Annotated in this window: 11 protein-coding genes and 2 pseudogenes; 4 read left to right on the forward strand and 9 right to left on the reverse strand. The window is 34.3% G+C overall.

Annotated elements, in window-relative coordinates:
- Window positions 1–17 precede the first annotated feature (17 nt).
- The gene (locus tag BUC12_RS04405; RefSeq protein WP_062176430.1) at window positions 18–3,017 is read left to right on the forward strand and encodes a TonB-dependent receptor; all 3,000 of its coding nucleotides are present in this window, start codon (window positions 18–20) and stop codon (window positions 3,015–3,017) included.
- A gap of 326 nt (window positions 3,018–3,343) precedes the next feature.
- A complete protein-coding gene (locus tag BUC12_RS04415; RefSeq protein WP_062176424.1) occupies window positions 3,344–4,432 on the forward strand; it encodes a glycoside hydrolase family 88/105 protein in 1,089 nt (362 codons plus the stop codon).
- A gap of 196 nt (window positions 4,433–4,628) precedes the next feature.
- On the opposite strand, the pseudogene BUC12_RS04420 reads toward BUC12_RS04415, so the two are convergent.
- The 8 genes and pseudogenes from BUC12_RS04420 to BUC12_RS04455 all read right to left on the reverse strand — a co-directional run.
- Window positions 4,629–4,971, reverse strand: a pseudogene (locus tag BUC12_RS04420) (hypothetical protein); the annotation flags it as partial.
- A gap of 180 nt (window positions 4,972–5,151) precedes the next feature.
- Entirely contained in the window at window positions 5,152–5,802 is a 651-nt protein-coding gene (locus BUC12_RS04425) for a hypothetical protein (RefSeq protein WP_139261999.1), read from the reverse strand.
- A gap of 292 nt (window positions 5,803–6,094) precedes the next feature.
- Window positions 6,095–6,847: a hypothetical protein gene (locus tag BUC12_RS04430; RefSeq protein ID WP_062176416.1), complete on the reverse strand. Its 753-nt coding sequence runs from the start codon at window positions 6,845–6,847 to the stop codon at window positions 6,095–6,097.
- 14 nt (window positions 6,848–6,861) lie between these two features.
- Window positions 6,862–7,764: a hypothetical protein gene (locus tag BUC12_RS04435; RefSeq protein WP_062176413.1), complete on the reverse strand. Its 903-nt coding sequence runs from the start codon at window positions 7,762–7,764 to the stop codon at window positions 6,862–6,864.
- 31 nt (window positions 7,765–7,795) lie between these two features.
- A complete protein-coding gene (locus tag BUC12_RS04440) occupies window positions 7,796–8,632 on the reverse strand; it encodes a hypothetical protein (RefSeq protein ID WP_062176410.1) in 837 nt (278 codons plus the stop codon).
- Window positions 8,633–8,764: 132 nt separating this feature from the next.
- Window positions 8,765–9,428 (reverse strand): annotated as a pseudogene (locus BUC12_RS20505) (hypothetical protein).
- A 320-nt stretch (window positions 9,429–9,748) separates the two neighbouring features.
- Complete coding sequence (locus BUC12_RS04450; protein ID WP_139262000.1) at window positions 9,749–11,449, reverse strand: helix-turn-helix domain-containing protein; 1,701 nt, start codon at window positions 11,447–11,449, stop codon at window positions 9,749–9,751.
- A 13-nt stretch (window positions 11,450–11,462) separates the two neighbouring features.
- Window positions 11,463–13,226, reverse strand: coding sequence for a helix-turn-helix domain-containing protein (locus BUC12_RS04455; RefSeq protein ID WP_157257487.1), 1,764 nt, complete (start codon window positions 13,224–13,226; stop codon window positions 11,463–11,465).
- 230 nt (window positions 13,227–13,456) lie between these two features.
- Between BUC12_RS04455 and BUC12_RS19990 the strand changes: the two genes are divergently transcribed.
- Entirely contained in the window at window positions 13,457–13,633 is a 177-nt protein-coding gene (locus BUC12_RS19990) for a hypothetical protein (protein ID WP_157257485.1), read from the forward strand.
- Between the two features lie 500 nt (window positions 13,634–14,133).
- Window positions 14,134–15,129: an acyl-ACP desaturase gene (locus BUC12_RS04460; RefSeq protein ID WP_062176399.1), complete on the forward strand. Its 996-nt coding sequence runs from the start codon at window positions 14,134–14,136 to the stop codon at window positions 15,127–15,129.
- 395 nt (window positions 15,130–15,524) lie between these two features.
- Here BUC12_RS04460 and BUC12_RS04465 read toward each other — a convergent pair whose 3' ends face one another.
- Entirely contained in the window at window positions 15,525–15,767 is a 243-nt protein-coding gene (locus tag BUC12_RS04465; RefSeq protein WP_062176396.1) for a hypothetical protein, read from the reverse strand.
- Window positions 15,768–16,034 lie beyond the last annotated feature (267 nt).

Here is a 16,034-nt window from a genome sequence, read left to right on the forward strand (position 1 = left end):
ATCTAATTTTAAAGCACATGAAAATTCTATTAAAAACTGGTGTAATTATAGTAATGTTATTACTTTGCACAACGACTTTCGGATATTCACAGGGTAAAGGTATCCTCACAGGTAAAGTTATAGACAATAACGGTGAGGTGCTTCCCGGAGCCAGTGTGGTGGTCAAAGGAACTACCATCGGTACGGCATCCGATCTCAACGGCTACTATATGGTCAATGGACTTGAGAGCGGGAAGATCACGATTGTTGTAAAATATCTGGGCTTTGACGATGTTGAGCAAACAATCGAAGTAAAAGCAAAAGGAACCGTAAATAAAGACTTTGTAATGATGGAAAATGCAAAGGCTTTGGGAGAAGTTGTGGTTTCGGGAATGGTGGCAGGCCAGCAACGGGCACTCAATCAACAGAAAGCGGCAGATAATATGATGCAGGTAGTATCATCTGACGAAATGGGCCGTTTTCCCGACCTGAATGTTGCTGAAGCTCTGCAACGCCTGAGCGGGGTAACCATCAGCCGTTCGAGAGGGGAAGGATCTGGTGTACAACTACGTGGCACACCAGCCAATTTCGTAAATATACAGGTAAATGGTGAACAGATGATGGGATCGACGGAAGATGGTAGCCGGAATACAACATTAGATGTTATTCCGTCCGATATTTTATCTTCTATGGAAGTGCAGAAGACATTACTGCCTTCAAATGATGGGGATGCTATTGCCGGAGTTATCAATATGCGTACGGGAACAGCCCGCAGCTTGAAGCCGAGAACATCAATCGATCTTAGTTCCGGTTATAACGTTTTGCGCGAAAAGATGCCAGTAAATGTAAAGGCTGGTTTTCAGAAAAGATTTTTTCCTTCGGATAAAAATCCGGACGGCCTTTTTGGTATAGCAGTTAATGCCAGTTATTACAAAACAAATAACGGATACGACCGCCTAGAGGCTGATCGCTGGAGAGCCAATACTCTGTTGGACGAAAAAGGTAATAAGATAGAAGGTACAGAAGGAACATATGTACCTACCGATTTTCGCTACCGTTATCAGGAAGGATCGAGAACCCGTACAGGTGGTACGATCACTCTGGACTATGCTCCGGATGTGAAATCTAAAATTGTATTGAGTTTTATGTATAACAGACGCGACGACAATGATACACGTTACCGCCGCCGTATACGCTATCGTGGAAGCTTCTTTGATATGGGAGACGGAAAGATAGGGACAGATCGCATAACTACAGTAATGCAGGTAACAGATCAGCGAATCAAGCTTGACAACTATAATATAAATCTTGATGGAGAAACAACTCAGGGGAATTGGAAATTAGACGCAGGTACATTCCTGAATATATCCAGAAGGAAAGGAGTAAATCCTCAATTCAACTTCGAAACTCCGGATTGGCGTGCAAACGGTAAAGATATAAAAGGAACAGATGACGGGAATGGTAAGCCAATACAGATCAAGAAGAATACAGTATTGGCACAACTGCCATCTTTTGCGACTAAATATTTAGCTTCCGAAAACTTATATACTCCGGCTGTTGGCGGAGCTATGGACGACCCTTCCCGTTTTTCATTGAAGAATATTGAGAACAATGATAACCAGTTGAACGGACGCAATATAACAGTACGCGGAAACGCAGCTTTAAGCTACCTTATTAATGACGATTTTGCTTCGACTTTCTCTTTTGGAGCAAAAGGTAAATTTATGTTTAATGAAAGATACAGGTTAGCTTCATCCACCGAGTTGACACCTAATGGAGATCCATTATACTTTAGTGACTTTTTATACAAAAACGAGGTTAGCTCAAACTTTCTGAATGGCAATTTGAATTTTGGACCAGCACCGAGCCTAAGCAAGGTGAAAGACTTTTTGAATCAAAATCCTGACAGATTTAATCTGAATGAACATAAAACCAATTACAGAAGGGATGCTCATTTTTATGAAGGAGTCGAAAATGTTGTAGCCGGTTATGTAATGAACAAGAGCCAATTTAACAAACTTATGGTTATTGTTGGTGTCCGTCTCGAAAGCACACATGTGGACTATAAAGCAAACAGAGTATTTCAATATGATGCAAATGCAGATCCTAATGTAAATGGAGGACAGCTACCAGGATCCGATCCGGAAAATTACCAATACACTGCATATACCTCTACTCCGGCCGATTCATCTATGAATTATACAATGGTTTTGCCTAACATCCAGTTCAAATATGATCTGGCTAAGAATACAATCTTACGTTTGGCATGGACAACGGGGTATTCGCGTCCTAACCTTCCTGAGATTGTTCCGTCTATAGACATCAATGATGAAACAAGAAAATTGTTGATGGGTAATCCTGCCTTGAAACCTGCATATGCTCATAATTTAGATTTACTATTTGAACATTACCTGCAGAAAGTAGGCTTGTTGTCCGGGGGTGTATTTTATAAACATATAGACAAATTCCTGTATCGCAGCGAGGGGTTATTGACAGATATCTCTAATCCGTATTACAAGCACGGAGCAGAAGCTGATAACCAGTATATACTGACTCAACCTCAAAACGGAAAAAATGCTTATGTATATGGAGCGGAGTTGACTTTCAATTCAACACTTTATTTTTTACCGGGTTTTCTTAAAAATTTAGTTTTCACAAGTAACTATACATATACGAACTCGAAAGCCACAACAGATGCAAGCCGTGGCAAACTAAGGCTTCCCGGGCAGGCAGAGCATACAGGAAATATTGCATTGAGCTATTCCACCGAAAAACTAACACTGCAAGCATCGGCAAATTATAACGGCGAGTTTACATATGCTTTGGGTAGCAATAGCGAAGAAGATCTTTGGGTTGACAAGCGCTGGCAATTAGATCTGAATGGTTCGTACAGGATAACAAAAGGTCTGACTGTGTATGCAGAAGCAACAAATATACTGAATGCCCCTGCTTTTATATATATGGGTAATAAGTCGCGGGTATACGATTTGGAATATACCGGTGTATTCCTGAGAACAGGATTTTCATATAGATTCTAAGGCTAGTAATAATTTAAGGTACTCTATTTAGTATTACTTTAAAAGAACGGGGTTATTCGTGAAAAAGAATAGCCCTGCTCTTATAAGATGCTTATAGTATGCAAAATGACCGAGGTAGCTCTTTCTTATCTTACACAGACTGATGCACTATGCACCAAAGCTTTGACTAAAAAAAACAATGAAACACAAACATTGTTTGCATTATTTTTAAACACCCGGATAAGTGAACAGATTAAGGATTATACAAATAGTAATGATTTAAGTTATATAACTTTTTACAAAGAAAAATAACTTCGGGATAGGACTAAACTTTAATTATTTTAATTATGAAAAAACATATTGCCTGGGCGTTTTTTTGCCTTATCACAATCGTCTCTTGCAGTGAAGATACTACAAGAAATAAGGAAATAGATTTAATTAATAAAGTAGCAGAATGGCAGATAGTTCATTTTCCCGATACGATGGCACCTGAAGCCGGATGGGTACATGCAGCCTTATACCGTGGACTTATCGAATGGGGCGAATATCAGGAATCCAAGGAAATAGACAGTTTCTTAATCCAAGTAGGAGAAGACCTCAACTGGGGAATGTTAGACCGCGTATATGATGCCGACGATCTGTGTATAGGGCAAACATATATCAGACTATATAAAAGATATAACAGGCCGGAAATGATAAATAAAGTAGTCGATAGGGTTAACTTCATAATGGCCAATCCTATGGATGGATCACTCAGAACAGTTAAAAATAAGCCAAACCGGGACAGATGGGGATGGTGTGATGCTTTATTTATGGCGCCGCCGGTTTATGCCCAATTATATAAACTGAAGTTATATGAAAAATATCTGGATTTTTGTTTCTCCGAATTTCAGGTTACCTGTGATTCATTGTACGATAAGCAGAAACACTTATTTATCCGGGATCTTCGCTTTACGGATGCCAAAGAGGCTAATGGAGAAAAAGTATTTTGGAGTAGAGGAAACGGATGGGTCTATTCGGGTCTGACATTTATGCTGAACGATGTACCGGCATGGCATGTAAGTTATAATTATTACCTTAACCTTTATAAGGAAATGACAGATGCTATTATAGCTTGTCAGGATAAAAATGGTTCATGGCACACCAGCATGTCCGATTTGGAAGCATATCCGCATCCCGAAAACAGTGCATCCGGATTTTTTGTTCATGGTCTTGCATGGGGAATTAATAAAGGCATACTGGACAAGGATAAATATATGCCTTCCGTAGAAAAAGGTTGGTGTGCTTTGAAAAGCTATGTCAAAGAAGATGGTAAATTAGGTTATGTACAACCTATCGGGCATGCTCCTCGAACGATAGATGATGAAATGACTGCCCCTTATGGGGTAGGTGCATTCCTATTGGCAGCTACTGAAGTTATGAAACTTAACCGATAGTTATATTTAATTAATACTTCTGCTTCCGGTATTCTAAGAAATGAAGAATACCGGAAGTTTTTATATATTTCAATCTTCACAAAAAGGCTAAATACAATAGACCTTACATTCAGGTCACAAATCAAATCAATCATTAAAATCCGCTTTGCCTAAAGAAATGATGAATTTTACGGATATTAATTCATATATTCTAGTATTAGAAAATCACATAAACCCGACTTCTCCCGTTGGCAGCTTTAACAACTTGGATTTGAGTAGTAATTCTTTCTTTCATTTCTTCGACATGAGAAATGGCCCCAATCTTTATTCCTTGAGATTGATAATTATCTAGAGCATCCATTGCAACGCATAATGTATCAATATCTAATGCCGCAAAGCCTTCATCTATAAATAGAGATTCTACTTTCATTCGATTAGAAGATAAAGAGGATAATCCTAAAGCTATAGCTAAAAAGACTAAAAAGAATTCTCCATCAGGAAAGAAAATGACCCGTTCGGACTTCACTAAGCATCTCATTATCTATAACCTGTAAACACAATTATTTATTGAGTGATAAATAGCTTTCATTTATACTATACAGGCACTTCGAACTATCAATTTTACTAATTAAATTAAGTTATATGAAAAATTAATAATACACCTCATAATATAAAAAAGCTCCCTTGGTCAAAAGAAAGCTTTTTAGTATTGAGAAATTTAATTTTATCTTAATTATTTTTTATTTAAGATATTCTACAATATAATTATAAGTACCTGAAGGATATACTACGGAAATGCTAGGAGATCCTGTTATTAATGTACCCGTAGCATCTAAAGAATATACCGTATTAGTATATAGATTATATGTTGTATTATAAATTGTTACTTTATATATACCAGTTACTCCTAAAGGAAAATTAGACAAAGGATATTCCGTTTTAATACCGTCAGAATTAAAAGAACCTTTGAAACTATATATTGGCTTACCATTTATAGTTATATTAGTTATGTTTTCTGTATTATCCATAATATTTATAGTAGAACCGCTTCCGGTTTCTAAAGTTTTCCATACCCCAGCTTTTGCATCGTAATAATAAAATCCTTCACCTTTTATATTTACTGTCTTTGCTGTAGTAGTACCTGTAATATCATTTACATAAACGAGCGTTCCATTTTGGTTATTACCATAAGCATTATCTTTGATTTTCAAAATACTTAAGCTGATCCTTGGTATTAAAACACCTTCTGCTATTGTAGCATTTCCCGAAGTACTGCTATTTACAACTACGTCTAATGTTACTGCTGGAGCTTCAGTATTAATTCCTACCTGAGCATTAGCTAAACCGAATATTCCAATCATCATGACTAAAATCATTCCCCTTTTCTTCATAATTTTCATTTTTTACAAATAGAGTTTATTATTAATTATTTTTTTAACGTGAAATGTATATACTTATCAGGTCTGAAGTTTTTATCAGGTAACTTAGGTATAATGAGCTAAATAAACCTGCATTTTTTATTGCAAAACTATTGTATTGCCTTGACAATATGCTTTTTAATTTGCAAAACGATGAGTACACCAGACGCAATCATATATATATCAGTATTTAATTTTTTATAAAGAATAATCCGAATAAATACCTATTCGGATTACTGATTTAAATTGTTGAAAAAGTAGTAATTTAATCAGTCTTCGTTACTTGTATGATTGCCTCTTTAACCATAAACGATGCTGAAGAAGACACAGCGCACTGCACTACTTCTCCCCCTGTAAAAACAGCAGAGTAAGTAACAGATCCTGTCAGATAATTAGCTGTACCTGCAACAAAAGAGGTCATAGCCTTAGAGCTGACAGAAGCGCTGCCTACCATCACCATAATATCTCCTGTACCGGCAGATGAAAGGTTTAAGGTGGAACTGCAGCTAATATTATAAATCCCGCCACCGGAAGGTATGGTATATGAGTTTCCGCTTAAGGTAAGCCCATTACCGATTACAAAGTTTATAGGAAGGATATAAGAAGAAGATGCAACATTATATGAAGTCTGCGGAGAGGAAAGCTTGGCACTTCCTATATAGGAAATACCTTTTTCTGAAAGCTTTGTTTTCAGTACACTTTCGGTAAGCAAAGTATGCCATTGGTTTCCGTACCATATGTTGTATCCATAATAGTCGTTGTTGTCCGGAGAAAAAACGATCAGATATTCTGCAGGAGTAACTCCGTTAACCACCGATGGAGTTGTTGCTCCGCTGATACTGATGTTAGGAAATGATACGCCCAGTTTGTTATTCTCTGCAAAATCCATATCAAGCATTGCTGACGGATGGGCGGGTGAGCCTGTTCCCCCTGCCTTTATGATAGCAACCTGTGCATGTGACAGGGAGCAGGTAAAAAAGAACAGGAAAAAGTACATATATATTTTCATTTTATTCATATTTTATTTGAAGTTTATTTAGCTTCTTCAAACCTCCTTACAATAAGTTCTTCATAGGTTTGTCTATAGCTGTAACCTATAGTAGAGGCAAGCCTTAATCCGGCTGTCAAGTCTCCATTGTACCTCAATCGTCCTTTCCAGGTAATTTTTAGACTTACTTTATTATCCGAAGGATAAGTGATAGTTATCCTTAGTGGGGTCCAAGGCCTCGTTACCGTACCATTAGCGTAGCCAATAACAGCGGTAACCGGCTGATTATGTGAAACAGTACCTTCCCATTTATAGGTAATTTCATATACGTAAGCCAGATTGTTGAGGACTATTATCCTGAAAGGCTCACCTCTTCTTGTAGAACTATAATGAAAAGGTTGAAAAAAATCCCGATTGAATACCTTGATATAGCCACTAGCCCAATTAACCTCCTGGCTATCATTTATTTTCACCGACAATTCCGGCATTTTATTAAGAATAGAGAGTACATCGTTTTGATCGCTACTTGTGGCTGCGGACGAAAAAACCGTAGAATCTGTTCTAACGTAATGAATCAATAAACCAGACATCTCCTGTCCTCCACCTGATAAATGACGAATGTTCAACTGATCTGCATTCCGAATCATCTTCCATTGGTCTCCATCCCAGTACGTAAGTCCACGGGTATCAACAGTACTTTGTGCCGGAATCGACCGGTTATAGCTGTTAACCGTTATCAGATCAGTTTTAGGATCGTTTACCGGGTTAGCCAGAAAAAGGTTGGGTATACCAAATCTGGGAAGCAAAGCCCCCCGGGTATTATTCCCGTCAATATCGAGTAACAGGGATGGCCGGGGAGATGGCGTTCCGATTCCTATCTGTGCTGTTATATCCACAGGTAGAAGAAAATAAACAATGATATAGGTTAGATATATTAACTTTTTCATTTTATTATAAGAATATCTTTATTTAAAATTTTTATCTGATGTAATTGGCATAGAAGTATGTATTTTGTGTTGTGAAATTCCGTCCGGAATCCTGTGTGATATAGCATCTTATTTGTTGGCCTGCATTTAAAGGGCCTATATAAGTATATTCAAGATCTGAATTGAAATCTCTTACAATTTGTATATCTGCACGCGAAGCATCGGTAACTCCATCAATCGTCATATACAAAGCTATAGTTCCCGAACCGCCTGAGGACTGATAAGCCCCGTAAACCCCACAGGTTATTTGGTAATTAGCCGTAGTAGGGGCTATAAAAGTGCCTGTGCCAATATTCATATAAGGTGAGTTGGTGTCACTGGGAAAAGTCTGCCAGTTGGCCATATTGATGCCTCCCGGAGCTTTATTCGAATAGGTTACATAGGTGGGAGAGGCGGATGGTACAGTTATGTTAAATTTACTGTTAGCAGCAATAGTCTCTCTCGGATATCCGGAATTTATAACCACTATATAATTATATTTAACAATACTGTCATTTTCCATATAAGAAATGTCTATATCAGTATTACTGTCCAGTAAACGTTCCCATTGCCCTCCGGCTCCCTGATATGTATTCCAGAAATATATTCCGGTAGCCATACCATTTGTGGTAGATGTATTAAAAACAGTGGTTCCGTCAACCGGATAAGGAACAGTTGTTTTATCCACTGTATCTATCAGGGCAACATGAGGAAACGTAATCCCTTTAGTATCAGAACTCACCTCCAATATAGCTGTTGTATTTGGGCTTGTTGTTCCTATTCCCACCTGAGATAGAAGCTTTAATGATACCATAAAGAAGATCAAAAGAATTGCTCTTGAAATTTTCATATTTATAATAATTGAGATTATGATTAAAAAAAGTGATTACATATATTTAAATATTTCTTATATATATTCTAAACAGAAAAAGCTAAAGATGATTTTTTATGTAAGAATATATATCAGGACCCCGTAGTGCATTTAAGCAATATGTGCTTCTAGATTGTTAATATTTTTGTTATACAATTGATAAATAAATTGTATAACCGTAAGTGCCATCGTCTTAGATAGCATTCAGTTTTTGAATCCATCAAAAGACTTAGCATAGTTTCTGCGAATCATAAATTGATCGCATAGTTAGGTGAACAAAGTTTCAATGCGTTTTATTGATTTACGAAAGATAAATGCCTGAGGCTTATAATCCTTCTGATTTTCACGCATGGGAACCTCCAATCTGATTTGATTAGGTGTGAATAAATTTCTTTGATAACCTTCTTTGTAAATATTACTTCGGGGAACTTCTGCTCAATTTACATACTTCGAATGGCATACTATCCACAATGTAATAATTACCGGAAGGTATATGCTCGGCCAACTTGTTACGTAATAATCCTCTATAATAAAATAGTTTTCTCTTTCTTATATTATAGACGCTACGTTCTATTCTGGCAGATAATTCATAGGGAAGAATTCTAAATAACTGATATTCCGAATCAATATTTATACATTTAGGCACTAAATCAATAATAATCAACCCAATATCTGACAACCTAGGTTTTCGTATTTGATTCAAATAATTCATTTTGCTCTCAACTTTCTGTTATGTTTCTAATTTTTTTTTGTAATCCACATTGAAGTTTATCATGTACCTAACTGACACACAAAGCATTGGACACAATCATTCAACTAATAACTAACAACCTATTTCGTATTTATCTAAATGCACTGCAGGTAATAGGAAATAGCAACTTTAAATAATTACTCTGCAAAAGTATTACGTTACTCTGACAAGTTGATTCTCATCTTGCAAAACCTATAGTATACCAGTTGCAATTACCAGATTTGCAAAATTTTATATTTTTGTAGATTTAAAAAAAAGAGATAAAAACCTATTCCAAAAGATAGATTTTGTATGATAAAAAACAGAATTTTAAGTAGTTTATTTGTTTTTTTATAAATATCCGGTTATTTATCGGTCATTTTTTGTAATATATGATTTCTGAAATCCTGAGGTGTCAATGTATACTTTTGCTTAAATAACCGGTAAAATGTGCTTTTATTAGTAAAGCCGGAAAGTTCATAAATTTTCTGTACAGGAATATTGGTATTATAAGAAAGAAGATGGCGGGCGTGTTCTAACCTTAAGTCATAAATATATTCCATAAATGACTTTTGTACATTATTTTTTATGGCTTTAGTAAGATACTCCCTGTTGGTTTCCAGTTCAGACGATAGAATTTCTCTGGATAATGTAGGGTCAAGAAATTTTTGTGTAGAATAAAGATAGGATTCTATTTTTTCAAAAAGGGAAGTAGTGGGATCTTCTTCTAGAATATTCTTAGAAGGTGTTTGTTCCAGTACCTTTTTCCTGTACTCATCTATTTCATTATATTGACTAAGTATCTGTGAATTTTTTCTCCGTATTTTAATATAATTAATTGTAAATATAATTCCGACATTTATCAAGAGAACAACTACTGTAAGCATAAGTACAATAATGAACAAATTATTTTTTAGTTGATGATTAGACTCTTTTTTTAGTTGATGATTTTTTTCTACTTCATAATTATTATATAAATTATTTAATTCCTGTATTGAGTTTTCCCTGTATAAAGAGTCTTTATAAGAATCTATTGCATTTCTCAATTCATAGGCAGATTTATTCTCTTTCATAGCTTCAAGAATCGCAATCTTTTTCATGAGTGCCTGTTTGTAGTAAAATCTGTATTTTGTTTCTTTAAACTCCTCAATGGATACATTTATGGCGTTTAATGCTTCATCATATTCTTTGCGTTTTAAATAGTAATCTGTAAATACAAACCGGATATAACGGGCAAATTTGTCGTGAGAAATAAAGGCTGGGGTTGAATATTTTTCAATTATCTCATCAGCCTTGTCCATTTGATCTAAATTTACGTAATCAGACAGCCTGATAATATCAACCAAAGTAGTTAGAGTAGCATTATTATTATCAGGATATTTTTTTAAATAATATTTTGCTGAATCACAATATCTGAGGGAAAGATTATATTCACCTGCATTCATAGCTGTTTCAGCCACTTTATGGAATATAAACTTAGACGAGACCCCCAAATCCATATTATGTTTTGCTTTCAATTCTAACATTTTGTTAAAATTCTCCATGGCTTTATAGGGATTATCCAGAATAATATAAATATAAGCTTGCAATCTATGTATTTGAAAATCACTCAGATTGCTATTATGAAATTCTTTGAAAAGGTTATTTACTTCCTCTACTGCTATTTGGGTATTACCGAAATTTGCTTCCCATCGAATTACTTCTATTTTTGCTTCTAATAACAAATCTGGTTCTTTTGCTTTTGAAAAATATTTTATTGCTTCTAATCCATTGTATAAGGCACTGTCTTGATCATTATCATTCAAATAATAAGTAGATAAATAATGGTATGCATATCCGGTATATAAATCATTATTTTGTTCTTTTGCCAGATCTCTTAATAATTGCATTTGTTTTAAACCGGCAGGAGAAAAGAAATCAGAAGAACTAAGTTTTCTGAGAGCTTCTAATTTTTCTATATTATCAGAGGCAGAATTCCGGTTGTTCTTTTTACAAGATATAATTATAAAAGAGCTAATCAATAGCAAAATATTAAAGGAATATAGTATATATACATTTTTTTTCATTCCGCAATTACATTTAATCAGTTTCAATCTCAGATTCTGCTGCTATATCCCTTAGTTCTTTAGGAGTTAAGTTATATTTGTTTTCGAATAGATGAAAATATTTTTTTTTACTGCTAAAACCACACAAGATGTAAATATCATCAATGGACAAGTCTTTAGAGTAGCTTAAAAGATGGCGTGAATATTCCAGTCTCTTGTCATTTATATACTCTTTAAATGTTTTTCCTGTGTATTTGTGTATGGTCTTAATTAAATATTCCCGGTTTGTTCCTAATTCCAGGGCAAGCGCCTCTCTAGTAATTTCCGGATTAAGGAATAATTTGGAAGATTGCAGATACGTTTCTATCTTTTCAAAAAGGATCTGATCGGTACTATTAAGATTCTGGCTGTCATAATTATGCTCAACATCATGAAGTGTTGCTGTATATTTATCTAAATTTTTATACTGTCTGAAAATCTGCTTGTTTTTTGATTTTAATTCTTTAAGGTTGCGATTTATTATATAAAAAGTAAGTAATAGTAATATACCAATAATCGATAAAAGACTTATTATAAAATTAGTATAGTATAATTTCTCTTTGTTATTTTGATTTTCAATAATTAGTTTTTCTATATTTTCTATATTTCTTAAATTATTTATTTGGTCTATAAAATTTATTTTATTTATGGAATCCAAATATTGGTTAAGCTCTTTTTTTGTGGATGTAGCTGCAGCATAATTATTTTGTGCAGCATAAGTATCGGCTTTTAACTCGTAAATATTGATATAATCAACTATATTTAATTGTTTGAACAGATTGTCTGATAAACTGAAATCTAAATATTCCAGGGTTTTGGAATATTTACGAAGTTTAAAATAATATTTGGCATTTAAGAAATTCCAATTGGTTAAATTAATTTCTTTAAGGGCTGGGTATTTATCCTGATATATTTTTAATTGATTGATTAAAATAATCGCGTGATTTAACTTCTCTGTTTCTATCAGATTAATTATCTTTAATTCATCCAGAATGTATTGATAATAAATAACCTGATTGGGATTGGAAGAAATATTTTTTTGAAAAAAACCTTGTAAGGTATCACAATAAGAAAGAGATTTATTATATTCTTTCTTATAGTACAAACTGGAGCCCTTTTCAAAAACTAATTCAAATAAATCAGCATTATATGCATTATAATCAGGTGCTTTTTTCAGAGCTTTATATCCTTCGTCAGCTCTTCGGTAGGCTTCATCCGGATTATTTAATAAAAGATAAATTTTTGATAAAAGTTTATTGATCTGTATTATCATAACCGAATCATTAGAATCTTCAGCACTTTTCAATAACGGCTTTATTAGATTCAGAGTCAATCCTAAATTTCCTTCCCATGTATATATCTTAGCCATCTGATAGTCTGACATCATTTCTCCTTTTTTATCTCCGGCTTTCTTAGAATATTGTTTAGCAAGTAAGAAATAATAAAGAGTACTGTCCTTATTGGCTATATATTCCGGGTAAGTGAATGATAAATCAAGTCCCATATAGTAATAGGAAAGTCCTGTATATTTATCATTTTTTTGTTTTAGAGCTTCATCTCTTAAGTTATAGGCAAGAACTTTGCCTTTTTCAGTAAAACGATCCTTTTGATAAATTTCGTTTAAATTTTCCAGCTTTTTTATCTTAGTATCACTGGTTCCTTCTTTTCTTTTGCCACAGGATAAAAAACAAATAATAATCAGCAGATAATATTTATTTATTATCAATGTATATCCATTTATTTTAATCAACTTCTTCATAGTATATATATTCATAGTATATATGAAAAATAAACTTTAATCCGGCGAAATCTAGTTTTCAGGTTAATTTGTTCTGTCAATTTAGTGTTTTTTTTTACTAAGTTGACAACTTTTTCACTCTTATTAATTATAATTAAACTTGGTAACCTATTGGAGATTAATCTATCATTCAGTATTGTAATTTTGAAATATATTAAAAAAATAAATCGAAAAACAACAGACATTACTTATTGGTAAATCCTATTAAATATCTCTCGCGTTTAGCGGAATCAAAATTAGATTTTGAGGCGGCTCTGGCTCTGAGTGAATTGGAGTTACAATCACTGTTGCAGGACAAGCCGGAGGTTCCGGTAAGTACCAAACAAGAGATTTTAGAGCGTTTGCTTCCCATCTGGATATTCCGATAAAATAGCCCCCCATATTTCTGTTCAAAATGGCCCCCTTTTAATCAGATTTAAGGGGTCACTTTCAGAAGGAATCCCTGACCTATTTAAACCGGCACAAAGGGGGCAGTTTTAGTGGTATTTTTCATATTAGGTAGCATTTGACTATAAAATCAGCTATTTATATACCAAAAATACAGACATAAAAAAGTAGCCACAAATTAGCTGCATATAACCAAATTAGCTGACTATATTTATCAGTTCTAGATTGATGTACAAATATCTTTCATAAAGAAACAAGTAAAATAAAATTCATGAAAATTCATCTCATCCACTTATATAATAATCATTTAACTATTAATAACTTGTAGAAAATGACAAAATAAAGCAATTTACTATTAGTGCTTGAAAATAATTCTACCTTTACACTACACCAGCTTTTTACTGTAAAAGATCACCCTTCTCGACAGTTTTTGAGAAAAAGAACGGATCAGTAGTAGAAAGCTTTAATTAATTATAATACAATGTCAATTACAAATATTCGATTAGAAGTCATGCACTTCTTAGAAAAGAATGTAGATAATTTTATTACTCAGTTTCTGGTTCCAGTTGAAAAAATATGGCAACCTACTGATTATCTTCCTGACTCAGAGAAAGAAACTTTCTTCGAAGATGTAAAAGAATTACGCGAACTGGCCAAAGAGCTTCCTTACGATTTCTGGGTCGTATTGGTCGGGGACACCATCACAGAAGAGGCTTTACCCACTTATGAATCGTGGTTAATGGGCGTAGAAGGTATAGACAATGTAGACGACGAAAAGCGTAACGGTTGGTCAAAATGGATCAGACATTGGACAGGTGAGGAAAACCGTCACGGCGATTTATTAAACAAATATCTTTATTTATCCGGCAGAGTGAATATGAGAGAGATTGAGCAAACTACACAACATCTCATCAATGACGGTTTTGATATTGGTACAGGAAGAGATCCGTACAAAAACTTTGTATACACCAGCTTTCAGGAGTTGGCGACCTTCATTTCACACAATCGTGTAGCAGAAATAGCTAAAAAAATGAGCAACGAAAAATTGTCAAGGATGTGTAAACGTATTGCAAGTGACGAAATGCGGCATCACCATGCTTACAGTGAATTTGTAAGGCGCATATTTGAGGTAGACCCCAGTGAAATGATGCTAGCATTCCAATATATGATGAAACAAAAAATAGTTATGCCCGCTCACTTCCTAAGAGAATCGAAAGAGAAAATAAGCACAGCCTTCGAACAATTTTCAAATGCTGCACAGCGTATAGGGGTATATACCGCGACTGATTATGTGGATATTATGCAAAAACTGATAGACAAATGGCAGATAGATAAAATTACGGGATTAACAGACGAAGCAGAACGTGCCCGTGATTTTTTGATGAAGCTTCCTGTACGTATGACTAAAATATCAGAACGATTGATTATTCCAGTCGATTCTTATATTTTCAAATGGGTACAACCTGCTGTAAAATAATACCATTGACCTCAGTATAATCCATTCTATTAAATATAACTTAATCAATGATATAAATGGAAGGTTGAAGTATTGTCATTATTCATGGCAATACGGATAAAATATAAACTCTTATTTAGCAAGTCATTACAGAAAGTAGAGTTTAAGTTTAATGAATAGAATATGCTAATAGACTAATGTCCTTTCGTGATATATAGCCTGTTTTTCATTTTCTTACTCAATTAACTATTTTATATAATTCGCTACCTTACTTTTATGCTATAAATATTTATAGTATAAAAGTAAAAATAATATAGCCTCAAAGAAAGTACCTATAGTTTACAGGCCGTATCTTCTTAAGATAAAAGATAGAATTGAAACCCAGAAGAGAGAATCTCCTTATATAATTTTCTCCATTATTCAAACAAGAAAGGTTTTGTATCAATAAGTTTATAACGGTCGTCTTCAAAGAAGAATTTTTCTTCACCGAATGCAGGTTTATGCTGATTGAACCAAGTTGCTTTGGGAGCATATTCAGCAAAAAAGGGAATATCTATCCACTTTGGATTACGTCCCTGAATAAAACGAAGTTTAAATATCTTTTCTCGCTTGATTTCCTGCACTCCCAATACCTGTATCTTCCCAGCATGATCACTCATACTCGGCCCTCTTACTGTTTGGTATAGACCACTCGCCTGCAGATATGCCCTTCGAAAGATATTCCAGCATTTCTCCAACGGAAGTTCAAAGTATTGCTTTGAGCCGGTATCCCGTTCGATCAGATAAAATATATTGACTAATCATATCCGGAACAAACACAGGTATAGGTAAAAGGATGCTATTGCGTTTGTATAAATGATTCCGAATTGTAATATTCGGAAAATAATCGGGGTACCAATTGTAAAAATAGAAAACGGGTAAGAAAA

The organism is Indolivaga macrotermitis (assembly GCF_900128985.1).
Lineage (GTDB): Bacteria > Bacteroidota > Bacteroidia > Bacteroidales > Dysgonomonadaceae > Dysgonomonas_A > Dysgonomonas_A macrotermitis.

Bases quoted from the DNA above. Each gene is read 5' to 3' on its own strand.
- BUC12_RS04405 (WP_062176430.1), top strand. From the start codon at position 18: ATGAAAATTCTATTAAAAACTGGTGTAATTATAGTAATGTTATTACTT.
- BUC12_RS04415 (WP_062176424.1), top strand. From the start codon at position 3,344: ATGAAAAAACATATTGCCTGGGCGTTTTTTTGCCTTATCACAATCGTC.
- BUC12_RS04425 (WP_139261999.1), bottom strand. From the start codon at position 5,802: ATGAAGAAAAGGGGAATGATTTTAGTCATGATGATTGGAATATTCGGT.
- BUC12_RS04430 (WP_062176416.1), bottom strand. From the start codon at position 6,847: ATGAATAAAATGAAAATATATATGTACTTTTTCCTGTTCTTTTTTACC.
- BUC12_RS04435 (WP_062176413.1), bottom strand. From the start codon at position 7,764: ATGAAAAAGTTAATATATCTAACCTATATCATTGTTTATTTTCTTCTA.
- BUC12_RS04440 (WP_062176410.1), bottom strand. From the start codon at position 8,632: ATGAAAATTTCAAGAGCAATTCTTTTGATCTTCTTTATGGTATCATTA.
- BUC12_RS04450 (WP_139262000.1), bottom strand. From the start codon at position 11,449: ATGAAAAAAAATGTATATATACTATATTCCTTTAATATTTTGCTATTG.
- BUC12_RS04455 (WP_157257487.1), bottom strand. From the start codon at position 13,226: ATGAAGAAGTTGATTAAAATAAATGGATATACATTGATAATAAATAAA.
- BUC12_RS04460 (WP_062176399.1), top strand. From the start codon at position 14,134: ATGTCAATTACAAATATTCGATTAGAAGTCATGCACTTCTTAGAAAAG.
- BUC12_RS04465 (WP_062176396.1), bottom strand. From the start codon at position 15,767: ATGAGTGATCATGCTGGGAAGATACAGGTATTGGGAGTGCAGGAAATC.